The organism is Flavobacterium fragile (assembly GCF_023634865.1).
Classification (GTDB): Bacteria; Bacteroidota; Bacteroidia; order Flavobacteriales; family Flavobacteriaceae; genus Flavobacterium; species Flavobacterium fragile.
The window spans coordinates 502,516-527,779 of record NZ_JAMLJN010000001.1 but is presented as its reverse complement, the minus strand read 5'-3'; the positions used below and the strand labels follow the sequence as shown (position 1 = coordinate 527,779).

The 25,264-nt window shown below is 33.9% G+C and carries 22 protein-coding genes; 10 read left to right on the top strand and 12 right to left on the bottom strand.

From position 1 onward, the window contains the following. Positions 1-1,021 precede the first annotated feature (1,021 nt). From thrS to rplT, 4 genes are all read left to right on the top strand, one after another. Positions 1,022-2,962 (top strand): threonine--tRNA ligase, encoded by a 1,941-nt coding sequence (thrS, locus tag NAT47_RS02570; protein ID WP_250579948.1) that lies wholly within the window; start codon positions 1,022-1,024, stop codon positions 2,960-2,962. A 28-nt stretch (positions 2,963-2,990) separates the two neighbouring features. Beyond that, a complete protein-coding gene (infC, locus tag NAT47_RS02565) occupies positions 2,991-3,539 on the top strand; it encodes a translation initiation factor IF-3 (RefSeq protein ID WP_297867860.1) in 549 nt (182 codons plus the stop codon). A gap of 121 nt (positions 3,540-3,660) precedes the next feature. Then, positions 3,661-3,858 (top strand): 50S ribosomal protein L35, encoded by a 198-nt coding sequence (gene rpmI, locus NAT47_RS02560; protein ID WP_194097101.1) that lies wholly within the window; start codon positions 3,661-3,663, stop codon positions 3,856-3,858. A gap of 124 nt (positions 3,859-3,982) precedes the next feature. Further along, positions 3,983-4,327 carry a 50S ribosomal protein L20 gene (gene rplT, locus NAT47_RS02555; RefSeq protein WP_250579946.1) on the top strand — a complete coding sequence of 115 codons (345 nt, stop codon included), beginning with the start codon at positions 3,983-3,985 and terminating at the stop codon, positions 4,325-4,327. Between the two features lie 114 nt (positions 4,328-4,441). Here rplT and NAT47_RS02550 read toward each other — a convergent pair whose 3' ends face one another. Both NAT47_RS02550 and NAT47_RS02545 read right to left on the bottom strand, forming a co-directional pair. Beyond that, a complete protein-coding gene (locus NAT47_RS02550; protein WP_250579944.1) occupies positions 4,442-4,702 on the bottom strand; it encodes a hypothetical protein in 261 nt (86 codons plus the stop codon). 108 nt (positions 4,703-4,810) lie between these two features. Further along, complete coding sequence (locus NAT47_RS02545) at positions 4,811-5,149, bottom strand: hypothetical protein (RefSeq protein ID WP_250579943.1); 339 nt, start codon at positions 5,147-5,149, stop codon at positions 4,811-4,813. Between the two features lie 132 nt (positions 5,150-5,281). Here NAT47_RS02545 and rlmF point away from each other — a divergent pair, with 132 nt between their 5' ends. Continuing rightward, a complete protein-coding gene (gene rlmF, locus NAT47_RS02540; RefSeq protein WP_250579942.1) occupies positions 5,282-6,181 on the top strand; it encodes a 23S rRNA (adenine(1618)-N(6))-methyltransferase RlmF in 900 nt (299 codons plus the stop codon). 120 nt (positions 6,182-6,301) lie between these two features. On the opposite strand, the gene NAT47_RS02535 is transcribed toward rlmF, so the two are convergent. The 6 genes from NAT47_RS02535 to tgt all read right to left on the bottom strand — a co-directional run bounded on the left by NAT47_RS02535 (position 6,302) and on the right by tgt (position 13,483). Beyond that, complete coding sequence (locus tag NAT47_RS02535; RefSeq protein WP_250579941.1) at positions 6,302-7,567, bottom strand: asparagine synthetase B; 1,266 nt, start codon at positions 7,565-7,567, stop codon at positions 6,302-6,304. Positions 7,568-7,581: 14 nt separating this feature from the next. Then, the gene (gene dnaB / locus NAT47_RS02530; protein WP_250579940.1) at positions 7,582-9,129 is read right to left on the bottom strand and encodes a replicative DNA helicase; all 1,548 of its coding nucleotides are present in this window, start codon (positions 9,127-9,129) and stop codon (positions 7,582-7,584) included. Positions 9,130-9,271: 142 nt separating this feature from the next. Beyond that, on the bottom strand, positions 9,272-10,225 hold the full coding sequence (locus tag NAT47_RS02525) for an acetyl-CoA carboxylase carboxyltransferase subunit alpha (protein ID WP_250579939.1): 954 nt from the start codon (positions 10,223-10,225) through the stop codon (positions 9,272-9,274). 64 nt (positions 10,226-10,289) lie between these two features. Beyond that, complete coding sequence (locus NAT47_RS02520) at positions 10,290-11,183, bottom strand: DMT family transporter (protein WP_250579938.1); 894 nt, start codon at positions 11,181-11,183, stop codon at positions 10,290-10,292. Continuing rightward, positions 11,170-12,258 (bottom strand): LptF/LptG family permease, encoded by a 1,089-nt coding sequence (locus tag NAT47_RS02515; protein ID WP_250579937.1) that lies wholly within the window; start codon positions 12,256-12,258, stop codon positions 11,170-11,172. The genes NAT47_RS02520 and NAT47_RS02515 overlap by 14 nt, the downstream gene beginning before the upstream one ends. 94 nt (positions 12,259-12,352) lie before the next feature. Then, complete coding sequence (tgt, locus tag NAT47_RS02510; protein ID WP_250579936.1) at positions 12,353-13,483, bottom strand: tRNA guanosine(34) transglycosylase Tgt; 1,131 nt, start codon at positions 13,481-13,483, stop codon at positions 12,353-12,355. 164 nt (positions 13,484-13,647) lie between these two features. Between tgt and NAT47_RS02505 the strand changes: the two genes are divergently transcribed. Together NAT47_RS02505 and NAT47_RS02500 are read left to right on the top strand one after the other, a co-directional pair. After that, positions 13,648-14,493, top strand: a complete 846-nt coding sequence (locus NAT47_RS02505; RefSeq protein ID WP_250579935.1) for a transketolase — start codon at positions 13,648-13,650, stop codon at positions 14,491-14,493. A gap of 4 nt (positions 14,494-14,497) precedes the next feature. After that, positions 14,498-15,451, top strand: a complete 954-nt coding sequence (locus tag NAT47_RS02500; protein WP_250579933.1) for a transketolase family protein — start codon at positions 14,498-14,500, stop codon at positions 15,449-15,451. Positions 15,452-15,612: 161 nt separating this feature from the next. On the opposite strand, the gene NAT47_RS02495 is transcribed toward NAT47_RS02500, so the two are convergent. Next, the gene (locus NAT47_RS02495; RefSeq protein ID WP_250579931.1) at positions 15,613-15,996 is read right to left on the bottom strand and encodes an HU family DNA-binding protein; all 384 of its coding nucleotides are present in this window, start codon (positions 15,994-15,996) and stop codon (positions 15,613-15,615) included. A gap of 374 nt (positions 15,997-16,370) precedes the next feature. Between NAT47_RS02495 and NAT47_RS02490 the strand changes: the two genes are divergently transcribed. Together NAT47_RS02490 and NAT47_RS02485 are read left to right on the top strand one after the other, a co-directional pair. Continuing rightward, complete coding sequence (locus NAT47_RS02490) at positions 16,371-17,399, top strand: hypothetical protein (RefSeq protein WP_250579929.1); 1,029 nt, start codon at positions 16,371-16,373, stop codon at positions 17,397-17,399. A gap of 284 nt (positions 17,400-17,683) precedes the next feature. Continuing rightward, positions 17,684-18,805: a leucine-rich repeat domain-containing protein gene (locus NAT47_RS02485; protein WP_250579927.1), complete on the top strand. Its 1,122-nt coding sequence runs from the start codon at positions 17,684-17,686 to the stop codon at positions 18,803-18,805. Positions 18,806-19,042: 237 nt separating this feature from the next. Here the strand turns inward: NAT47_RS02485 and menD are convergent, their stop codons facing one another. Next, on the bottom strand, positions 19,043-20,695 hold the full coding sequence (gene menD / locus NAT47_RS02480; protein WP_250579925.1) for a 2-succinyl-5-enolpyruvyl-6-hydroxy-3-cyclohexene-1-carboxylic-acid synthase: 1,653 nt from the start codon (positions 20,693-20,695) through the stop codon (positions 19,043-19,045). A 77-nt stretch (positions 20,696-20,772) separates the two neighbouring features. Here menD and NAT47_RS02475 point away from each other — a divergent pair, with 77 nt between their 5' ends. Then, a complete protein-coding gene (locus NAT47_RS02475) occupies positions 20,773-21,267 on the top strand; it encodes a GNAT family N-acetyltransferase (protein WP_250579923.1) in 495 nt (164 codons plus the stop codon). Positions 21,268-21,334: 67 nt separating this feature from the next. Here the strand turns inward: NAT47_RS02475 and NAT47_RS02470 are convergent, their stop codons facing one another. Continuing rightward, positions 21,335-21,928, bottom strand: coding sequence for a glutathione peroxidase (locus tag NAT47_RS02470; protein WP_250579921.1), 594 nt, complete (start codon positions 21,926-21,928; stop codon positions 21,335-21,337). 87 nt (positions 21,929-22,015) lie between these two features. Beyond that, positions 22,016-25,174 carry a cytochrome c biogenesis protein CcsA gene (ccsA, locus tag NAT47_RS02465; protein ID WP_250579919.1) on the bottom strand — a complete coding sequence of 1,053 codons (3,159 nt, stop codon included), beginning with the start codon at positions 25,172-25,174 and terminating at the stop codon, positions 22,016-22,018. Positions 25,175-25,264: the final 90 nt, after the last annotated feature.

The following is a 25,264-nucleotide window of genomic DNA, read 5'->3' as shown; positions in this document are numbered from 1 at the left end:
AAAAAATTTTTTGATTATTTTTTCCTGACTACTTACCCAATATTTTTAAGAACTTGTACAATCCGATTCCTTAGTTTCGGGTCGGCAAAGATACTAACTTTACTTTTTATTATCCAAATCTTTTTTTAACTTTTTTTAAAGTTTTTTTCGACTTGTTTAACCCTCAGTTTGTGTATGAACTTCTGCTCTAATGCGGGTGCAAAAGTAGTAATCTTTTCTCTTCTCGCAAGCCTTTTGTAATCTTTTTTTATTCTTTTTTTTGATGTTTTTCTTAACACGCTGATAACAAGGATTTAATACAGAAAAGTTTTTACCTCCCCCTAGCCCCCTTCAAAGGGGGAATGCTTTTTATTGGACATTGGTTTGTTAAACATATAAGTCTTGGAAGCGTTTTTTACTTATATATAGTGTGGGTAAAGTTCATGGAAGGGGTAAAATGTAGATAAATTAGATACAACATCCCCCTAACCCCCTTCGAAGGGGGAATTCTTTCTACAAATATAATAGTGTAATTCAGTATTCAGTTGTGGGCTTAACTACCTTAAGCAATAGCCTGCTGCGCAGGAGATTCCTAATCTGCGGAATGACAGCTCGCAGGCGCGAGGGAAATTCTTTCTATGAGGCAATCGTTAATTTTGAATGGAAAAGTTTTTTATAACATTATATATATAATTTCAGGTTTAGGGTTTTCTTATTGAAATTAATTTATTCAAAAAATCTTAGAGGGAATTATCCCCTTGAGGGGACTTTAGGGGTGTTGCTCGCTTGACGAGCCAGCGGGATGGTTATCTGGAATAGCAAACGTCTTATCTAGCCCCGATGGGAGGGGAAATCTTTTTTCTTTTTTGTTGCCTTCGAGAACCTCAGGCAACAAAAAAGAAAAAAATTGTAACGGACAGCGGGACTAAAAGTCTTTATGGAATGCTGAACGGCTGCTTCTAATCTTTTTTAACATTATACCTTATATATATTGTATGGATTTTATTAATGGTTTATATTTGCACCTTATAAATTTTAAAAAATGATAAAAGTTACTTTACCCGACGGGTCGGTTAAGGAGATGGCTCAAGGAGTTACTCCGATGGATGTTGCGAAAAGCATTAGTGAAGGTTTAGCTAGAAACGTAATTTCGGCTTCCTATAATGGTACCACTATTGAAACGACGACGGCCTTAACCACGGACGGTACACTTATATTATATACATGGAATGACAAAGAGGGGAAAAAGGCTTTTTGGCATTCGACTTCACACGTAATGGCACAAGCACTTCAGGAAATGTATCCTGGAATTAAATTAACACTTGGACCTGCGATTGATAATGGTTTTTATTATGATGTTGATTTTGGTGACCAAAGAATAACAGATGCCGATTTCAAAAAGATAGAAGATCGCGTATTGGAAATTTCGAGAGAGAAGCATGAATTTAAAATGCGTTCGGTTTCAAAAGCGGAAGCATTGGAAGTTTATAAAGATAACGAATACAAAACGGAGTTGATTTCGAATTTAGAAGACGGAACGATTACATTCTGCGATCATTCGAATTTCTTTGATTTGTGTCGTGGTGGTCATATTCCGAATACAGGCATTATCAAAGCGATGAAAATTTTATCGGTAGCGGGCGCTTACTGGAGAGGTGATGAAAAGAACAAGCAGTTAACACGTGTTTACGGAATTTCGTTCCCGAAACAAAAAGACTTAACGGATTACCTTGAATTATTAGAAGAAGCAAAACGCAGAGACCACAGAAAATTAGGAAAAGAATTAGAATTATTCCATTTTTCACAAAAAGTAGGTCAAGGTTTACCATTATGGTTACCAAAAGGTGCTGCTTTGCGCGATAGATTGGAGCAATTCTTGAAAAAAGCACAGAAAAAAGCAGGTTACGAGCAAGTAGTTACGCCTCACATTGGAATGAAAGACTTGTATGTAACTTCTGGACACTATGCTAAATATGGTGCGGATAGTTTCCAACCGATTAACACTCCTGCGGAAGGCGAAGAGTTCTTGCTAAAACCAATGAACTGTCCACATCACTGTGAGATTTACAATGCAAGACCTTGGTCGTACAAAGATTTACCAAAGCGTTATGCTGAATTTGGAACGGTTTATCGTTATGAGCAATCGGGTGAATTACATGGATTGACTCGTGTGAGAGGATTTACTCAGGATGACGCTCATATTTTCTGTACTCCTGATCAATTAGATGCTGAGTTCAAAAATGTTATCGACTTAGTATTATATGTTTTTGGTTCTTTAGGATTTGAAAACTTTACAGCTCAGGTATCGGTTCGTGATTTAGATAATCCGGATAAATATATAGGTAGCGTTGAAAACTGGGAAAAAGCTGAAAATGCAATTATCAGTGCAGCGAAAGACAAAGGATTGAATTATGTGATTGAAGCTGGAGAAGCGGCTTTCTATGGCCCAAAATTGGATTTCATGGTAAAAGATGCTTTAGGCAGAAGTTGGCAATTAGGAACAATTCAGGTAGATTACAACTTACCAGAGCGTTTTGAATTGTCTTATAAAGGTGCGGATGACAAGTTACATCGCCCTGTTATGATTCACCGAGCGCCTTTTGGATCGATGGAACGTTTTATCGCTATTTTATTGGAACACACAGCAGGAAATTTCCCAATTTGGTTGATGCCAGAGCAGGCTATAATCTTGTCTTTGAGTGAGAAATATGAAAATTATGCGAAAAAAGTTTTAGATTTGCTAGAAAATCACGAAATTCGCGCCCTAATTGACAACCGAAACGAAACAATCGGTAAGAAAATTAGAGAAGCGGAGATGAACAAATATCCGTTTATGCTGATTGTTGGCGAGGAAGAAGAGAAAAACGGAACGATTTCTGTGAGACAACGCGGACAAGAAGGAAAAGGAAATATATCGGTTACTATTGAGCAATTTGCTGCAATGATAAACGAAGAAATCAATAAAACATTAAAACAATTTTAAGTTTAACTAAAATCTTAAAGCCATAGCAATTAGAAACAACAGAGGTTTTCAACCTCGCGAAGAGAAAAAAGCAGCGCACCGTATCAACAATTTGATTCGTGTACCTGAAGTACGTTTAGTAGGCGAAAATATTGAGCCTGGAGTTTACAAAATAGCAGAAGCCCTTCGCTTAGCTGAAGAGCAAGAAGTTGATTTGGTAGAGATTTCTCCAAATGCTGAACCGCCGGTTTGTAAATTGATGGATTATGGTAAGTTTTTGTACCAACAAAAGAAGAGAGAAAAAGAGCTTAAAGCAAAATCTACTCAGATTGTAATCAAGGAGATCCGTTTTGGACCTCAAACAGATGAGCATGATTATGAGTTTAAGAAAAAGAATGCCATCAAATTTTTACAAGACGGTGCTAAATTAAAAGCCTTTGTATTCTTTAAAGGACGTTCGATTATCTACAAAGAGCAAGGACAAATTTTATTATTACGTTTGGCTCAAGAATTGGAAGAGTTTGGAAAAGTTGAAGCGATGCCAGTTTTAGAAGGAAAACGTATGATTATGTACATTGCTCCGAAGAAGAAAAAGTAAATAGTTTTAGTGACTAGTGATTAGTAATTAGTGATTAGTCACCTAACAATACAAATAGTGATTATTTAATAATCCTACATTAAAAATAATAAGTAAGATAGATTATAAATACAGGAAGAAAATGCCTAAAATGAAAACTAAATCTAGTGCTAAGAAACGTTTCAAAGTTACTGGCTCTGGAAAAATCAAAAGAAAGCACGCTTTTAAAAGTCACATTTTGACAAAAAAATCTAAAAAGCGTAAATTAGCTTTAACTCACTCAACTTTGGTTCACCCAACAGATGAGAGAAGTATTAAACAACAATTAAATTTAATTTAATCGTTGTTGGTTAAAACAATTTAGTAACCCTGGAGTGGGCTGAACGAAGTACGAAGTATGAAATACAAAGTACGAAGTTTATAAGTGTTGAGAAACCGCCTTACTGCAAAAAACATTTAAAATTATGCCAAGATCAGTAAATGCTGTAGCATCAAAAGCTAGAAAAAAAAGAGTATTAAAGCAAGCCAAAGGTTTCTTTGGAAGACGTAAAAACGTTTGGACTGTAGCGAAAAACGCGGTAGAAAAAGCAATGGTTTATGCTTACCGTGATAGAAAACAAAACAAAAGAAACTTCCGTGCATTATGGATTATGCGTATTAACGCTGGTGCTCGTTTACACGGAATGAGTTATTCTCAGTTTATGGGGAAATTAAAAGCTAACAATATCGAATTGAACCGTAAAGTTCTTGCTGATTTAGCTATGAACCACCCAGCTGCTTTCACAGCTATCGTTAACAAAATTAAATAATTACGTCTAACTCAGTTTATCTTACTTATATATTAAACCCCGATGAAAATCGGGGTTTTTTGTTGGTGTAGTTTTGATTTTGAATAGTGTTAATGCACTATCAGATTATTAAGCTTACGGAAATATAGATTTTATTAAAATTTCAAAAGCTTCATTTTCACATAACTTTTTCATTCTTTCAATTGAAGATTTTCTGTATTCCACAGAAGCTAAATTTTGAGAAATCATTGTTATGTCTTGTTTAAAGTTCATTATTTCAAACCAATCTGAATTTTTATCAAAGAGTTCTCGTTCAGTTTCTAAAGATATTCTTGCCAATTGATCTTCATCACCAGAATATTTTTCGTAAACTTTTAATTTCTGAATCGTAATCATTTGTACTGTTTTTATATTATTTGGCGAACAAAATAGTTTTTGATTGAAATTTGATTTTGATTGTGGGCACGTAATACAATTCAGAGCTATCGAGATAGCAGTTGCCGTTTAATTGCATGATTTTATTAAACCAATTATAACCAAAAACGCAATAATTAAACTTCCGTATTTCATTGCATTTCCTTTTCTTTCATTATTGTCAATATATCGTTTTGCATTATGTTCTTTTAGAAAATAACCTCTCCAATGATTGTCTGGTTCGGAAAGCCACCAAAGTTGATTACAAATACTACATTTATAAACTACATGTGAATCACTTCTGTATTTTCCATTCGCCACAAAATAAACAGACTTCACAATTTTAGAATCGAACTCTTTATTGAATTCTTCAAATTCAGAATAAGAATTAAATTCGTTATATTCTCTGTCAAAACAGGCTTTACACATTTTTTATATTTTTCATTCTATTACGGTTACTGCTAACTTGTTTATATCATCAAATATATAAAACTTTTTAATAATCCTGTATTAAAAACAATTCCCCAGAATTCAATACCTTTACACTTTAAAAACAATACTTTGAATACAACCAAAACCATAAACGGCTTTCATCCGAAAAACAAACACCACGGCAAATACGATTTCAAAACTTTAATTGAGGCTAATCCTGATTTAGAACCATTTGTTGCGGTAAATGAATATGGAACAGAAACGATTGATTTTGCGAATCCTGATGCGTTGAAAATGTTGAACAAAGCGTTATTGTTGCACTTTTATGGTTTGAAAAATTGGGACATTCCAAAAGGATTTCTTTGTCCGCCCATTCCAGGACGTGCAGAATATATTCATCAAGTTGCCGATATTTTAAAAGACACGTACGGAACACTTCAAACGAAGCATAAAATTCGCATTTTAGATGTCGGAATTGGAGCAAATTGTATTTATCCGATAATTGGTGTATCGGAATACAATTGGCGTTTTGTGGGTAGCGAAGTCGATAAACAAGCTTTTGAAGCGGCTCAGGAGAATATTAATTCGAATCAGAAATTAAAAGAAAACGTTACGTTGCGATTGCAAACTTCAAAACGAAATATTTTTAAAAATATCATTCTTCCAGAAGACAAATTTGACATGACGATTTGTAATCCGCCTTTTCACAGTTCAAAAGAAGAAGCAAATAAAGGCACGATTCGTAAAAATAAAAACTTAGGTATTGAAGATTCTAAGAAACCTACGTTGAACTTTGGTGGTGTGAATTCAGAACTCTGGTGTGAAGGTGGTGAACTAACGTTTATCAGCAATATGATTTATGAAAGTGTACATTTTAAATCGCAGTGCAAATGGTTTTCGTCGCTAGTTTCGAAAAAGGATAATTTGAAACCGTTGCTTTCGCATCTTAAAAAAGTAAAGGCTTTATATCAAATTACAGAAATGAAACACGGAAATAAAGTGAGTCGTATTTTGTTTTGGAAGTTTTAAAAGGTGATGGATGATGGGTAATGGATGTTTTTAGTTCTCGATACATTTTGTATTTATACATATAAGGAATTACAAATACAAAACACTCTAAGTAAAAATAAAGAATAGCTTTATAGTAACTTACGTTTTCAACTTTTTCTTTCTTGCCGCCGGAAACAACACATTATTTAATATTAAACGATAACCTGGCGAATTGGGATGTAAATCTAAAACCGTTGGAGCATCTCCTACTCTATGCTGGTAATCTTCTGGATCGTGGCCACCGTAAAAAGTGAACATTCCTTTTCCTTTGTTTCCGTGAATATAGCGCGCTTCTCCATTGATTTTACATTCGCCCATTACTAAGACATTCGATTTTATTTTTTCGGCATTAAAAGCCGTGGTTTGTCCCATAAATCCTTTTACCAATTGCGTATGATTTTGGCACAACATCGTAGGAATTGGATCCCATTTTGCCGAATATTCCATTAAAGTGAAATAGTCTTTATCCATAGTAAAAGCGCCTTTTCCGTGTTCTTCGGTGGTATCGATATCCGAGAATTCATAGACCATTGGGTTACGAACTAAAGTATAGTCTTTAAAAGCGAAAGTATTGGAATAATCGATTTTTGCTTGATAATTAGCTTCTGAATCATCGCCATCAAACATGGGTTCGCAAATATCAACACCTTCTGCTGAAAGTGCTATATCAAAACTATCGGTTGCTGAGCACATGGCAAACATGAATCCCCCACCGATTACAAAATCTCTAATTTTCTTTGCTACTGCTAATTTTTCTTCTGATACTTTGTTGTAACCAAGTTTTTTTGCTAGCGCTTCAGCTTCTGCTTTTTGTTGGATGTACCATGGAGCGGTTCTGTATGCTCCGAAAAACTTTCCATACTGCCCAGTAAAATCCTCATGATGTAGATGCAACCAGTCGTACAATAATAATTGATCTGATAAAACTTCCTCATCATAAACTTCGGTATACGGAATTTCGGCATAGGTTAGCACCATAGTCACCGCATCATCCCAAGGTTGTTTCCCTTTTGGAGTATAAACTGTAATTTTAGGTGCTTTTTCCAACACAACCGTTTCCATATTTTGTGAAGGCGAACTAATATCTTCTAAAATAGAATTCGCAGTAACATCTGATAACACTTCAAAAGTTACCCCTCTAATTTGGCATTCTTTACGAATTTCAGGTGCATCGGGTAATAAAAAGGAACCGCCTCTATAGTTTAACAACCAACTTACTTTGTAACTTTTGTCTAGAGCCCAATAGGTAATGCCGTAGGCTTTCAAATGGTTTTGTTGCCCTTCAGCCTCCATAGGAATAAGCACAAAAGAGGCATTCGCCAAGGACGTCACTAAGAAAAATAAAACCAAAAAAGCACTTTTCATCTTCAATAATTTAATTAAAACGGAACATCAGAATCATCGTCATATGAATTCATTGTACTACCAAAAGCTTCATTTGGGGTAGGCAAGTTAGGGGTAATAAACGGGTTTGAGTCATCTAAATTCATCTTAGATGGAAGCGCATCAAAAGACGAACCAAAATCATCTAAGTTATCAAATTTACCTAAACTTCCAATGAATTTCAAACGAATGTTATCGAGTCCTCCATTACGGTGTTTTGCTACGATAAATTCCGCTTGACCTTGAGTTGGCGAACGTTCTTCGTCGTCCCATTCGTCAATTTTATAATATTCTGGTCGGTAAATAAACGATACAATATCGGCATCTTGCTCAATAGCACCAGATTCCCTCAAGTCGGAAAGTAACGGACGCTTACTTGAACCTCGAGTTTCTACCGCACGCGATAACTGTGAAAGCGCAATAACAGGAACGTTTAACTCTTTGGCTAAAGCTTTTAAATTTCGGGAGATGGTTGAAATTTCTTGCTCACGGTTTCCGCCACCTTTTCCATTTCCACCTGCTGTCATTAACTGAAGGTAATCAATCACAATCATTTTAATGCCATATTGAGAAGAAAGACGTCTTGCTTTTGCACGTAAATCGAAAATCGATAACGATGGCGTATCGTCTATGTATAAAGGAGCTTTCTCTAAGTCTTTTACTTTAATGGATAATTGCTCCCACTCGTGTTTTTCTAATTTTCCAGTTCTTAATTTCTCTGATGATAATCCAGTTTCAGACGAAATCAAACGCGTAATCAACTGAACGGATGACATCTCTAAGGAGAAAAAAGCAACAGGAGCTCCGTAATCAATAGCCATATTTCGTGCCATTGAAAGCGTAAACGCGGTTTTACCCATACCTGGACGTGCCGCTACAATAATCAAATCTGAAGGTTGCCAACCCGATGTCAATTTATCCAAATCGTGAAAACCTGTTGGAATTCCACTTAATCCTTCTTTCCCTGCAATTTCTTCAATTCGCTTTTTAGCTTGAATCACCAAACTTTGTGCAGTTTCTGAGCTACGTTTGATGTTTCCTTGCGTTACTTCATATAATTTAGATTCGGCTTTATCCAACAAATCAAACACATCGGTAGACTCATCATAAGATTCTTCAATGATTTCGCTCGAAATTTTGATCAAACTTCTTTGAATGTATTTTTGAAGTATAATACGAGAATGGAATTCAATATGAGCTGATGAAGAAATCTTTTGGGTTAATTGAATCAGGTAAAAATCGCCACCTGCTAATTCTAATTTTCCGTTTTTCTTTAATTGGGCTGAAACGGTTAATAAATCTATCGGCTGCGTATCGTTAAATAGCTGAACGATAGCCTCAAAAATGTATTGATGTGCCTCTTTATAAAAGGCATCGGGTTGTAAAATATCAATTACCTCATCTACCCCTTTTTTATCAATCATCATAGCGCCAAGCACAGCCTCTTCAAGGTCTAACGCTTGTGGGGGTAACTTTCCTTTTTCTAAATTGATAATAGTAGTTTTGTCTACTTTTATCGGGTTTACATTTCTGATATTTTCCATAGGGCTAAGTTACTCTTTTTTTGTAAAATTTTAAATGGAGTTCTTAATATTCAACTGTTAATAACTTCAAAATTTTGTTAATAAGGCAAAAAAAAACCGAAACTTTGGGCTTCGGATTTTTTTATAATTTGAAAACTAATGACTATTCTTTGTATTCACCCATCTTGCTGTATTTGTCCATACGTTTAGCCACTAATTCTGATGTTGATAAATCTTTTAATTCGTTGTAAGCTTTCGTAACATACTCCGCAACTGATTTAAAAGTAGTTTCTTTATCATAGTGGGCGCCACCTAGTGGTTCAGGAATGATATCATCAATTAACTTCTGTTTTTTCATATCAAAAGAAGTTAGTTTTAAAGCTTCAGCTGCTTGTTCTTTGTATTCCCAACTTCTCCATAAGATAGACGAACAAGATTCAGGCGAAATTACAGAATACCAAGTATTTTCTAACATATATACTCTGTCTCCTACTCCAATACCTAATGCACCTCCTGAAGCTCCTTCACCAATAATCACAGATATGATAGGGGTTTTTAAACGAGCCATTTCAAAAATGTTTCTCGCAATTGCTTCTCCTTGCCCTCTTTCTTCTGCTTCTAAACCTGGATAGGCGCCTGGTGTGTCGATTAACGTAAGCACAGGAATGTTAAATTTCTCTGCCATTTTCATCAAACGAAGTGCTTTTCTATATCCTTCCGGATTAGCCATCCCGAAGTTTCTGTATTGGCGCATTTTGGTATTAATTCCTTTTTGCTGCCCTATGATCATAAACGATTGACCGTTGATTTGACCTAAACCGCCAATCATTGCTTTATCATCTTTGAAATTTCGGTCTCCAAAAAGTTCTAGAAACGTACCTTTAGTAATATTAGTAATATGTTCTAATGTATAAGGACGGTTAGGATGACGTGATAATTGTACACGTTGCCAAGCCGTAAGATTTTTGTATATTTTCTTCTTCGTTTCTTCTAATTTTTTTTCGATTTGCTTGCAAGTATTCGATACATCTACATCTGATTCTTGACCAATAATTTGACATTTATCTAATTGGTCTTCAAGCTCTTTAATTGGTAATTCAAAATCTAAATATTCCATAATCGGTTTATTTGGGTTCGTGTTTGTTGTTACAAAGATAAAATTTTCAATTAACTTTAGTCAACTAATCGTTAATTAGTTGTTTCTTTTTCTTGCTTTTTACTATTCCGTTGGCAATAACTGTTGTTAATATTATAAGGGCTCCTACATAAAATAAAGGGGTCATTTCTTCTGTATCATCAAATAGCAACAGCGCTAAGATAATGCCGTAAATAGGCTCTAAATTAATGGTTAACATCACCGTAAACGGACTTAAAAATTTCATTACCTTAACCGAAGCTGAAAAAGCATAAGCCGTACAAATAGTAGATAGTAAAAATAACCATATCAAATCATTTACCGAAACAGCAAAGAAAGCAGGCGTAAAACTTCCAGCAAAAAACAAATACAGCGTCAAAAAGAAAACACCGCTAGATAACTCATAAAGAGAAATCACATTAGGGTTGTATTCTTTAGCATATTTCCCGTTAATAACCGAAAACAAAGCGGAAAGAAATGCAGAAGTCACCGCTAAGTAAATACCCGTCGTATATTTTGTTTCTACATTAAAGATAATTCCCAAACCGATTACAACAATTACCCCAAAAAGCAATTCGTACCAAATGACTTTTCTTTTGTAAAAGATAGGTTCTAAAATAGAAGCAAAAAAAGCACCGGTTGACAAACAAGCTAAAGTTATAGAAACGTTGGAAACTTTAATGGCTTGATAAAAGGTAAGCCAATGAGCCGCAATAACTATTCCGGCTACAATAAAACCAACGAAAATATGAAATGGCACTTTTACTTTTTCTTTAGAAAGCAACACTACTATTGTCATAATAGCTGAAGCAAAAAGCATACGATACCAAACCAAATCTAAAGCTTGTAGAGAAATTAACTTCCCTAGAATAGCGGTAAATCCCCAAATAAAAACAATTACATGAAGATGTAAGTAACTTTTTAGATTATCGTTTTGCATTGCGAAGTAAGTAAACTGCTAATATTCCGAAAACAAGATTAGGAAACCAAACAGCAATAAAAGGAGGAATACTCGATTTTTCTGCTAAGGTTCCAAAAACTTTATCAAAAAAGATAAAGGTAAAAGCAATAACGATACCAATGGCCAAGTTAATTCCCATTCCGCCTCTTCGTTTCATAGAAGAAACAGATACGGCGATAATAGTTAAGATGAAAGCTGAAATAGGTAAACTAAACTTCTTGTAGAACACCACTAAGTAGATATTGATATTTCCATTACCTCTAGCTCGTTCTTTGTTGATGAAAGCATTCAATTCGCCAATAGTCATAGTCTCCGCCACATAAATTACCGGAGTTAAATCGTCTGGTTCAAAATTATAGGCTACTTCTTTTTTATCTAACGACTCTATCTGATCATTGCGTTCACCTACCAATCTTTTATTGTAACCAAATAATGTATATTTTTTGGTTTTCTCATCGTAACGGATGCGATGAGCTGTTACTTTCTCAACTAATCTATTATCATTAAATTTTTCATAGGTAAAACTAAACCCTGTTTGAGACAAATAATTGTAATTACTTACATAAATGTTTTCTTCTAACTTTCCTTCTTTCTTAATTTGTCTAAAAATATCAGAAGTTTCTCGGGTTTGTGAATTTCCTTTTAGATTTTGATATCGAAAATCATTAAATCCTTTACTGGCTTTAGGCACAAAAAAGAAACCCATTAACAAAGCAAAAATGGAAACGATTACCGCTCCATACATAAAAGGACGTAAAAATCTACCAAATGAAATTCCCGAACTCAAAATGGCTATAATCTCTGTGTTATTTGCTAGCTTTGAAGTAAACCAAATAATGGACAAGAATAAAAAGATAGGAAATAATAAATTGGCAAAGTAAATTGTAAAATCGCCATAATAAATTAAGATGTCTTTAAGAGGAATCTTCTTTTCAATCATCTTATTCACCTTTTCCGAAACGTCAATCGTAATTCCGATGGGAATAAACATGATTAACATCACCGAGAAAGTGACCAAATAGCGTTTTAAAATGTATTTATCTATTATTTTCATTTTATAATTTAGAAGTTAGAAGTTAGAATTTAGAATCAAAAACGAATAGCCTTTAAACTTTCATTTTCTAACTTCTAAATTCTAACTTCTTATTTTATAATCGTTGACTCATTTGAATCACCATTTTATCTTTCCATTCTCTGAACGTTCCAGCTAAAATTTGTCTTCTAGCTTCGCGAACTAACCACATGTAGAATCCTAAATTGTGAATCGTAGCAATTTGTTTTCCTAAGAATTCATTTGCAGCAAACAAGTGTCTTAAATACGCTTTTGAATATTCGGTATCAACCCAAGTGTGTCCCATTTCGTCGATTGGTGAAAAATCGGCTTCCCACTTTTTATTTTTGATGTTAATCGAACCGTGAGCTGTGAATAGCATTCCGTTTCTAGCGTTACGTGTTGGCATTACGCAATCAAACATATCAATACCTAACGCAATATTTTCTAAAATATTGATTGGAGTACCTACTCCCATTAAATATCTAGGTTTGTCTTCTGGAAGAATAGCAGTAACTACTTCTGTCATTGCGTACATTTCTTCTGCTGGCTCCCCTACTGATAATCCACCAATTGCATTTCCTTGAGCGCCCACATTAGCTATATATTCTGCTGATTGTGCTCTTAAATCTTTATACGTACTTCCTTGAACAATTGGGAAAAATGTTTGTTCGTAACCATATTTAAATGGTACTTTATCTAAATGTGTAATACAACGATCTAACCAACGGTGCGTCATGTGCATTGAACGTTTAGCGTAACGGTAATCACAAGGATACGGCGTACATTCGTCGAATGCCATGATGATATCAGCACCAATAGATCTTTGAATTTCCATTACATTTTCTGGTGAAAAGAAATGATACGAACCATCGATGTGCGATTTGAATTTTACTCCTTCTTCCTTAATCTTTCTTCTTCCTGATAACGAATATACTTGATAACCTCCCGAATCGGTTAGGATATTTCTGTCCCAATTCATGAATTTATGCAAACCTCCAGCCGCTTCTAAAATTTTGGTTTGAGGTCTTAAATATAAATGATAGGTATTCCCTAAAATAATATCAGGGTTAATATCTTGTTTTAATTCGCGTTGGTGAACTCCTTTTACAGAAGCTACCGTTCCTACCGGCATAAAAATTGGCGTTTCAATAACACCATGATCAGTAGTTATTTTTCCTGCTCTGGCTTTACTTTTTGGGTCTTTTGTAATTAAATCAAACTTCATATGGTGCTTTTACGAACGGCAAAGATAATTTATTTTAGAATTTAGAAATTGGAATTTAGAATTATTTATGATTAACACTCATTATTAATAACTTCTAACAAAATGATTTGTAGCACCAAAAAAATAGAATTACTTTTACACCCTTAATAAATACATGTAATAAAATGTCTAACACGCAACAACTACAAGATTTTACAACACAAGTTCGAAGAGATATTCTTCGTATGGTTCATGCCGTAAATTCAGGTCACCCAGGAGGTTCTCTAGGATGTGCTGAGTTTTTGGTTACCCTTTACCAAGACGTTATGAAACGTAACGAAGGTTTTGATATGAACGGAATGGGTGAAGATTTATTCTTCTTATCAAACGGACATATTTCTCCTGTTTTTTATAGTGTTTTAGCTAGAAGCGGTTACTTTCCTGTAGCAGAATTAGCTACATTCAGAAAATTAAACACAAGATTGCAAGGTCACCCAACGACTCATGATGGTTTGCCTGGAGTGCGCATGGCATCGGGTTCGTTAGGACAAGGTTTGTCTGTAGCGGTGGGTGCGGCACAAGCTAAAAAATTAAACAACGATAATCATTTAGTTTATGCTCTTTTAGGTGATGGTGAATTGCAAGAAGGACAAAACTGGGAAGCGATTATGTATGCTTCTGCTAAAAAGGTAGACAACTTAATTGCAACTATCGACTTAAACGGAAAACAAATCGACGGAACTACAGACGAAGTTTTAGCGATGGGAAGTGTAAAAGCGAAGTTTGAAGCATTTGATTGGATTGTATTAGAAATCAAAGAAGGTAACAACATTGACGCTATCAAAGCTGGTTTAACTGATGCAAAATCAAAATCAAGAAACGGAAAACCAGTTTGCATTTTATTGCATACCGAAATGGGTAATGGTGTTGATTTTATGATGCACACACACGCTTGGCACGGAAAAGCTCCAAATGATGAGCAATTAGCAAAAGCGTTAGAACAAAATGTTGAAACTTTAGGAGACTACTAGAATTATGAAAAAATATATCAACCAAGGCAGTAAAGATACCCGTTCAGGTTTTGGAGCTGGAATGACAGAATTAGGTCAAAAAAATGAAAACGTAGTAGCACTTTGTGCGGATTTAATTGGGTCATTAAAATTTGATGATTTCAAGAAAAACCACCCAGAGCGTTTCTTCCAAATTGGAATTGCAGAAGCCAACATGATTGGAATTGCAGCTGGATTAACCATTGGTGGGAAAATTCCTTTTACAGGAACTTTCGCTAACTTTTCTACGGGAAGAGTATATGACCAAATTCGTCAATCTGTAGCGTATTCCGATAAGAATGTGAAGATTTGTGCTTCTCACGCGGGATTAACACTTGGAGAAGACGGAGCTACACACCAAATCTTAGAAGATATCGGTTTGATGAAAATGTTACCTGGAATGACCGTTATCAACACTTGCGATTACAACCAAACGAAAGCAGCAACTATTGCTTTAGCAGATCATCATGGTCCTGCTTATTTACGTTTTGGTCGTCCAGTGGTGCCTAACTTTATGCCAGCTGACGAGCCTTTCGTAATTGGAAAAGCGATTATGTTAAATGAAGGAACCGATGTTACCATTATTGCAACTGGACATTTAGTTTGGGAAGCGTTAGTAGCTGCTGAAGCATTAGAAGCAAAAGGTATTTCGGCAGAAGTAATTAACATTCACACCATTAAACCGTTAGACGAAGAAGCCATTTTAAAATCGGTAAAGAAAACAGGTTGTGTGGTTACGGCGGAAGAGCATAACATTATTGGTGGTTTAGGAGAAAGTGTTTCTAGAACATTAATTCAAAACCATTTAGTGCCTCAAGAATTTGTAGCGGTTAACGACAGCTTTGGAGAAAGTGGCACACCGGACCAATTAATGGAAAAATATGGTTTAAACAGTGCAGCCATTGTTGAAAAGGCAGAAAAAGTAATCAAAAGAAAGTAATCTTTTTTACTCGTATACTATAAAACCTGATGCTAGATTTTAGCATCAGGTTTTTTTTGCTATACCTTTTTGGTCTTCAGATAATATTTTGAAAATAAAAGAGAAATTTCTTTGTTGCAAGATAAAAATCTATGTTTCTGTTTGTTAAAAATCTTTTGTATTTATCGCAACCTTTTATACTTTAAATTTTGCAAGAGCTTTTTAAAATGGCGCGCAGGCTTAAAGAGTATCTTAGCTCCTAGAATGGTATTTTTGTTTAATTTCTCGGGCTCATCTGTTCCTTGTCCTTTTAAAGTTAATGCAAACGTGCCTAAACGATCTATTTTTACAATTTTACCTTGTGCTAATTCCTCTCCTATTACCTGACTCATCCCTATGAGCACCCCATAGCAATCGGCAACGGTAACCGTGCTTCGACCAGCAATAATTTCGGCTAAATATTCTAAATTTACTTCTCCTTTGCTTACGGCGCAAGGATAATATTTGGTTTGAGGTGGCGATGCAATATTGTTTTGTTTGGGCACCATTTTAAATTCAATAGCCATATGATTTATTTTTTTATTGAACAAAAATACAAATTATAAGCTTTATATAATCATTTTCTGTACAGCAATTAGTGAATTTCCCTAGGGAAATGAAACAAATACCCTAGGGTAATTATATAATTCCTCAAGGGGATATGAAATTACAATAGTTAAAAACAAAAAAATACTGTAGCATTAAATTCCTAAAAAACTAGTATTTAGTTTAATTTACAAACTAAAAAAAATGAACTACTCTTGATTAGTATCAATTATTAATTATATTTGAGTAAACAATAAAACACAGCGACTTTCGCATTTCTTTTCGTAATTGTGTATAAGTAGTTGAGGGTTTCCTCATAGAAGTGAGTTGATAGTAATTTTAATATAATACGAAATTGAAACACAATACCAAAATAATTATTGATTCTACCTCACGAATTCTTTACGCTTCATTTTACATTCAAGGATTATATGAGACATTTGGGAAAAAAAATGTTTCATTCGGCAGAAAGCACTTTAAAAATTTACCCAGATTTCACGAACCATTTTCGTTCAATCATTATTTCGCTTTTGTAAGAGTACATAAAGGCAAAATAACCCGATACATTGTGGACTTTTGCGATCCGCCAGATATTAATAAAAATGCATACGAATGGTGTGATATTTATGCTAAAATTAATTTTGATCCAACACTTGCCGCTCATAATTTTAAAAAACTTCAAGTAATTCCACCAAGTTTTGGGATTCGCATTTGGTCTTTACCAAAAACCATTTTCTTATGTGTGAAGAATTTGATTATTAGCTATAACGCTATGCCTATTAGCTATTATAAATTTATGCAAGATTATTGGCAACAATATCAACGATTACCTATAGCTCAATTCCTCGGTAACTTCGAAGCTCAAAAGGAAAATTATGTATTTTTTGCCTCGACTTTATGGACAGAACGAGACAATGCACAAGAGACCAACGGCTACAGAAGAGACTTTATAAAAACTTGTAGATCTTCAAAGTCATTAGAATTTGAAGGTGGGCTTTATGCTAACATGAAACATCCATATTATAAAGAATTTGAAGAAGTGATTATTCATAAAACTTATGCATTTCCTGAATTTTTAGCAAGAATTAAAAAATCAATAATGGTTTTTAATACTCCTGCGGTGCATAAATGCCACGGTTGGAAATTGTCAGAATTTCTAGCCTTAGGTTGTAGTATAATTTCTACTAAACTATCTTATGACTTTTCAAGACCATTAATTCACGGAGAACATGTGCATTTTATTTCTGATAGTAATGAAATTGATTCGGTAATCCAAGAATTGATTGCTAAACCAGATTATCGAAAAAAACTTGCTCTTAATGCTCAGGGATATTTCAATCAATTTATGAGTCCAAAGGAGGTCATAAAGTCTATCATTGGCTGAAAACATCTGCCAATCGAGTATACGGCTCACAGCTAACGCGCGATCAATGTCATTAGTACAAATCAATCCCAAATCAGGCAATGATAAATGATCTAAATCTTAAAATAATTAGACTTGGCCATATAATTTAGTCCAAATTTATAAGATTCATTATATTTGAATATAAAACCAGACAAAACTTTCGCCAATCTTGCTAATAGGGGATAAAAATGGTTTGATAGTTTTGCATATAAACAAGTTAGTTGTCAATATACAAGACCGCAAAAAATGACAAACAGATATAAATGAAGAAAATTTTAATAATATTACTTTTTTGGACAATAACGTCAATTGGACAAGAGAAAGAAGTTGTGTTTAATTCCATCGAAGAAGCATTATTAAAACCGACAGAAGTAAAATCACTTGATTTGTCTGATACAAAATTAAAAGAACTGTCAATTGACATATTAAAACTTACAAATCTTGCCAAAATAGACTTAGGTTCAAATCCTGAAATCAATTTAATTCAAGCTTTTGAAGTTCTAAAAAACATAAAGACTTTAAAAACCATTTGGATAACTGATTGTAAACTTAAAACTATACCTAATAACATTTCCGAGCTAAAAGGACTAGAAGAAATTTGGTTAGATGATAACGAACTGACCGAATTCCCAGAACCATTAAAAAAATTAGATAATTTAAAGTATTTAAGGCTTTTCAGCAATGAAATAAAGAATTTAAGCTTTGAAAACAATGATTTACAAAACTTGATTTACATAGATTTATGCTACAATAAATTCGAGACATTTCCAGTAGAACTTTCAAAATTAAAAAATATAAAACGAATTATTATTTGGTATAATTCAATTAATTACATTCCAAGTTCCATAAATGAGTTTAAAAAAATTGAAGAAATAAATTTAGAACATAATGAAATTAGTTTTTTACCAAAGGAGTTTGGAGAATTGAAAACTTTACAAAAACTATCACTTAGAAAAAACAAATTGAAATCAAAGGCATTAAAACCAATTTGGACATTATCTAATTTAACTGACTTAGAATTGGAAAACAATAATATTTCAAAATTATCTAAATCAATCAAAAAATTAAAAAACTTAAAAAGACTTTCAATTGGCATAAATCCTCTTATGAAATTACCTATTGAGTTAAGTGAACTTGATAATTTAGAACAATTAGGACTTGTGAAAATTCCACAATTACAATGGACTGAAGCTTTTGAAATAATGTCGAAAATTTCTAGCCTGAAAAGAGTTGGTATGCCATCTAACAAATTTAAAATAATGCCAAGTGGTTTTGAAAAGCTGAAACAAGTTGAGCTATTTTGGCTTAACAATAATAACTTCAACAATGCTGAAAAAGAAAAAATAAAACAAATGTTACCTAACTCAAAAATAGAATTTGACTAAGATAAAAATAACGGCAGCAAACAGCGGTAAGTGTTACACAACTCCTTTTTTTAGAAAATAGTTTTCAAAAACATACTATTTTGACCTCGTTTAATCCCTTTATGCAAGGTTTGTTTTTTAGTTAAGATTCAAAATCATAAAATTTAGTTGGCTTATAATCGAGGATTTGATGGTAATACAATTACACATTTCATAACTAGTACAATAATACGCAACTTCTAAAAAAAGCAATTCTGATTAGCGCAACCTTCTAAAAAACTCTAATAAAATCCCATTATTCTCTTTTTCAGGCGTGAAAATTTCTAAAATACTTGGTTTTTCATTTTGGTTTAAAAATGCAATGTATTGTTGTTGTAATGTAGTTTCATCATTGGCTTCAAAATAATCCAATCCATACATTTTGGCTAAATGAGAGGCGTTCAATTGATGTGACGTTTCAAAATAGGTAGTAAATGTTTCGGTTTCTTGATGTCCTGGTAAAATTCTAAAAATACCGCCACCGCTATTATTCAACAAAATAATTTTAAAGTTTTTGGGAATGTAATTGTTCCACAAGGCATTACTGTCGTATAAAAAACTAATATCGCCTGTAATTAAAAGAGTTGGCAAAGTTGAAGCCACTGCAGCTCCTATTGCTGTAGAAGTACTACCATCTATACCACTCGTACCGCGATTACAAAAAACTTGCACGCTTTTATCTACATCAAACAATTGTAAATACCGTATTGCCGAACTATTACTCACTTGCAACTGAATGTTTTTAGGCAGCTTTTGGCAAATGAAATCAAACACTTTAAAATCAGAAAACGGTATTAAGGAAGTATATTCTTGATGCTTTGCTGCTCTAACGTTCCAAATAGCTGAAATAGTTGATTTATAGGTACTTTCAATCGTATTTGTAGTTAATAACTGACTCAAAAACGTATTAATTGTGGTTTCAAAATGATTCGTAAGCGCTCCAAAAGTATCATACGCACGTAATTCGTCTACATGCCAATGTTGTGCTGGTTTGTATTTTCGTAAAAAAGCTTTAATACGTTTCGATACGACCATTCCTCCAAAAGTTAAGAGAATTTCTGGTTGAAATGCTTTAAAATCATCCTCGGTGAATGGTGTAATCAAAGTATCAATCTGATCGATGAAAGTGGGATGATGTAAATTGGATGTTTTTTCAGTCAAAACCACCACACTTGGGTCAGTAGCTAAAACATCTAAATACTTTTGCTCTACCGAATTTGGAAACAACTCCCCTACTAAAACCAATTTTTTAGTCGCTTTGTTCCAAGTTTCTTTTGTGTTAATTCCTAATGAAAAATGCTTTTCTTCAGTAGTAAAATCAATAATTTCTGGTTTTACTTGTAATTCGGAAACCGTTTCATACAAAGGTTCTTCAAAAGGCGCATTGATATGGACTGGACCTTTTTGGGCAACCGCAACATGCAAGGCCATTTGAATGAGATTGTCGTTTTCAACCGATTTTTCTTCGCGCAGGTTAGCATTATATAGGCTATGATTTCCCAGAACGTTTTCCTGACGAATGGTTTGACCGTCTCCAATATCAATTTTACTTTGAGGTCTATCTGCCGAAATTACCACTAAAGGTATTTGGCTATAAAACGCCTCTGCTACCGCTGGATAATAATTTAACACAGCAGAACCTGAAGTACAAACGACTACTACCGGTTTCTGAAATTGTTGGGCTAAACCTAAAGCAAAAAAAGCAGCACTGCGTTCGTCAGCAATACTATAACATTTAAAATACGGATTATTAGTAAATCCGATAGTTAAAGGTGCATTACGCGAACCCGGGGATATAACGATATGTTGGATTCCTTTTTCTTTGCAAATTTCAATAATGCTTTGCGCTAGAAGAATTTTTGGATAGATCATTTTAAAAAAATAACTGAGTTACAAAGTTACGAAGTTGAAAAGGTTTTTAGTACTTTTACTTCGTAATTCTTTACAAAATGGAGATAAAAATTAGAGACTATAAAACAATAGACTGCCCGTCTATTTTAGCCATCATTAACGATGCTATTCTTAATTCGACTGCTTTATATGATTACCAACCCCGAACCTTAGCCAATCAAGAAGCTATATTTGAAGAAAAACTTCAGAAAGGATTTCCTGTTATTGTAGCCGAAATGAACGGTGAAGTTGTGGGTTTTGGTTATTACAGTGAATTTCGATTCAGAGAGGCTTATAAATTCACCGTAGAACATTCGGTTTATGCCAACAAGAATTACTTCGGAAAAGGAATCGGAAAACTACTACTATCCGAATTGATAAAAAGAGCCAAAACTCAAAACCTGCATACCATGATTGGTGTTATCGATTCTGAAAACAAAAATAGTATCGATTTTCATAAGAAGTTTGGCTTTGAAGAAGTTGGGTTTATAAAGGAATCAGGATATAAATTTAATAAATGGTTGCATTCTGTTTTTGTTCAAAAAATGCTTTAAAATCAGCCGCAGTACTCAGCCGCAGTTAACAAATACTGAAAACTGCGACTAAAAACTGAATACTAAATTATTTCCCTTCAATCCAATTCACGATTTCAGTATCGGTTGGTAATGTTCTTGGCGAAATTACTTTTGCTAATTCACCGTTTTCATTGATTAGGTATTTTTGAAAGTTCCATTGTACTTCGCTGTCTTCTAATCCGTTTTTGGCTTTTTGTGTTAAAAATTGATATACGGGATGCATGTCGCCACCTTTCACCGAGATTTTAGCCATCATAGGAAAAGTTACGCCGTAATTTTTTTGGCAAAATGTTGCAATTTGTTGATTACTTCCTGGCTCTTGCGCTCCAAAGTTGTTTGCTGGAAAACCAACAATTACAAAGTTTTTGTCTTTGTATTTTTCGTAAATGGCTTGTAATTGTTCGTATTGTGGTGTTAAACCACATTCAGAAGCGGTGTTAACAATTAAGATTTTCTTTCCTTTTAGTGTTGAAAAATCGAATGAATCGCCACTCAAATCTTCTACTTTAAATTGATAAATGGTTTCTTTTTTCATAGGTGCTGTGGTTGCTGTTGGAGTAGTCGTTTGTTTTTTTTGTGCCTGATTTTGACAACTAAACAACAAAGCCGCTACTGAGAATAAGGTTACTAATTTTTTCATTTTTTTTATTTCAAATTTAGAATTTTAAAAACCATTTTTTGATAAACATTTCTTAAAAAAAATGGCCGCTAATTAGCGACCAAATTCTTATTTTTTATAATATTTCTTGTATGGAAAGTAAGCTACTGCTGAAATCACAGCAACTATTAGAGCTATATAAATGTAATACGTAACATTTTGTTTTTCACCCGAAGCGTAACTGTGTAATCCACTCAGGTGGAAATTTACTCCAAAATACGTCATGACAATCGATGCAAAAGCAAAAACACTCATTACATTGTAAATCCATCTGCCTCGTAATGCAGGAACAAAACGCGCGTGAATTACAAATGCATACACCATAATACTAATTAACGCCCAAGTTTCTTTTGGGTCCCAACCCCAATAACGTCCCCAACTTTCGTTTGCCCATTGTCCACCAAGGAAGTTTCCAATGGTTAACATTACTAAACCTACGGTTAATGCCATTTCGTTAATATAGGTGATTTCGTCAATGCTTAACTTCATTCTATCCTTGTTCTTTTCATTAGTAAAAATCATTAAGAATAATGCTACTAAGCCTAAAATCATAGCCAAAGTAAACGGTCCGTAACTTGCTACAATAACCGCCACATGAATCATTAACCAATACGAATTTAAAACGGGTTGTAAGTTTCCAATAGATGGATCCATCCAATTCCAATGTGCAATCATCAAAATCATCGAAGTTACAAAAGCTGTTGAAGCTACCGTAAGTTTCGAATCTTTACCAAAAGCCAATCCAAAGAACATGGTTGCCCAAGCTACATAAATCATACTTTCATAAGCATCACTCCAAGGGGCGTGACCCGAAATATACCATCTGATGATTAATCCCGCTAAGTGTAAGATGAAAAATACTCCAATTAATCCATGGAACACGTTGATAATAGTTCGAATTACTCTAGAATCTTTGAAAATTTGAACGATACAGAATGCCAACATGAACACACCAGCCAACATATACATGTAATACAATCTTTTAAAAATATCATATTTGTTATATGTAATTTCCGAATTGATTTTACTTTCTGAAAGCATTACGGCTTTTCCGTATTTCTTTTGGTATTCGGTTAGTCCTTTTAAAAGGCTATTTGGTAATTCGTAATTTTTACTTTGTGATGCTTTATCTAAGGCATTCAAATAAAAAGGCATCACGTTTTTAATCGAATCTAAAGCCGTTCCTGTAGGTTGATTCACTTCTAAGAAAGAAACCCATTTATTCGATTTATCTCCTGGAATTGGGAACACTTTCAAAATTTGTCCACTTAGAGCCGAATATAAAAGATTAACTTTTTTATCTGCTTCAATAAAATCTTTTTGAAACTGGTTAGGCACTGGTTCGTTGTAGGCTTTTTCTAAAAACTGAGCCAATTTATAATTTCCAGTTTCATCAAAAAAGGCTACTAAGGGTGCGTATTTTGCTTCTTTCTCTACTCCGATTAACTTACGAATACTATCGTTACCTCTTTTTAAGTAGATGATAGGCAATGAATACCAATATTGTGGGTATTGTGTCATTGACAAGAACGCTTGATCGGAATTCATTCCTTCATACGTATCACTTTTAGATACTTTACGCAGTAATTCAGATGAAAACGTATTGATTGGCTTCATTCGCCCATTATCCTGAATAACTACTTTTCCAAATTCACTGGCGTGTTCTGGTGTAACTTCGTACTTCTTCAACAACTTTAATATCTCTTCCTTATTTAGCTGGTGATTGTGTTGTTGTGCAAACGTTACTGTTGAAAATAAAATTAAAAATACCGTTAATACATTCGATTTCTTAACTTTTATCTTTCCTAATTTTTCTTTCAAACTAGAAAAACGACTATTTTTAGTAAATAAAATGGCCATTAAACCTAAATATAATATGAAATATCCAATATATGTAACCCAAGTTCCCCAGAAATCATGACTTACCGATAAATGCGTTCCTTTTTCGTCTGGATCAAATCCGGCTTGGAAGAATCTATAGCCTCTGTAATCTAAAATATGATTCATGAAAACACTATCTTTAAATGTTTTGGCTTGTTCGGTATCCACCACTTCGATTTTACTTTTAAAAGCTGAATAACTATTTTCTGTTCCTGGATATTTATCCGCTATAAAGTCATCTAATTTAATATTGAATGGTGTGTTGTACACTTTACTTCCAAAGAATAGCGTAAATTCTAAATCTCCAATTTTTACACTTTGAGGAACCCCTTGTTTTCCTTTGGCCCCAATTAGCGTAATCACTTCTTCTTTTCCTTGTGATTTAATTCTTACTTTTAACGCATCGTCCGTTTGTTTGTCTTTATAATCTTTTTTCGATTTAAAAGCCAATTCCCCTTTTATAGCAGGTTCTGGAAATACGAATTGTGCGCCACCAATGTTATATAACGAGCGTAACATTAACGTTTGCACCGAATCTTTTACTACTTTTCCTTTTAACTGATCAGCCATACGCATAAAATCGCCTTCAAAAGGAGTTTGAATTGTGTAAGCCTCTCCTATTTTTGTAATGTTGATAGCACCCTCTGTGTATTTATTGAAAGCAAATAGTACGTTGTGTAAATTTTGAACTTCGCCTTCTTTTAAGTAATGCTCATGACGTGTTCCACCACTTGACTCTACCATTTTAATCATCAATTGTCCGTTTTCAGACGGAACTACTGTTTCGGTAGCATTCATAATGAATTCTTCATAAACTACTTCAAATGGTATTCCACTAAAATCACCTCCTAGAGTAAAATCATTATTAGCAAAAGCATTCAAAAAGCCATCTTCCTTTTCTTCAGGAGCTAAATACAAACCTTTCTCAAAAGTTTTGCGACGCATTTGCCCTTCGTGATTACCATCTACCAAAACAGACAGGTAAGGCTTATCTGAATAAATTACATTGCTAGACTCACCCTCTCTAACTAACATCATTCCTTCATAACTAATGTAGCGCGTAATAAAAGCTCCAACTATAATTAAAATGAACGAAAGGTGTAAGATTAAGGTAGCCCAATTTTCTTTCTTATGTAATTGATAACGTTTGATGTTACCTAAAAAGTTAATTACAAAAAAGACCATGATTACTTCAAACCAAACAGCGTTGTATACTATTAATCTAGCGGTATCAGTATTATAAGCATCTTCGATAAAAGTACCTGCTGCCATAGCAACAGCAAAAAGAATAAACAAAACCGCCATTAAGCGAGTAGAAGACAATAGGGAAAGTATTTTTTTCTCCATGATTTAAGGAATCTTTTAATATAAATTGTGGCAAATGTACTTAAAAACAAAAACTTATTTACGAAGTTTAACAAAGGTTTGAGGATTTTT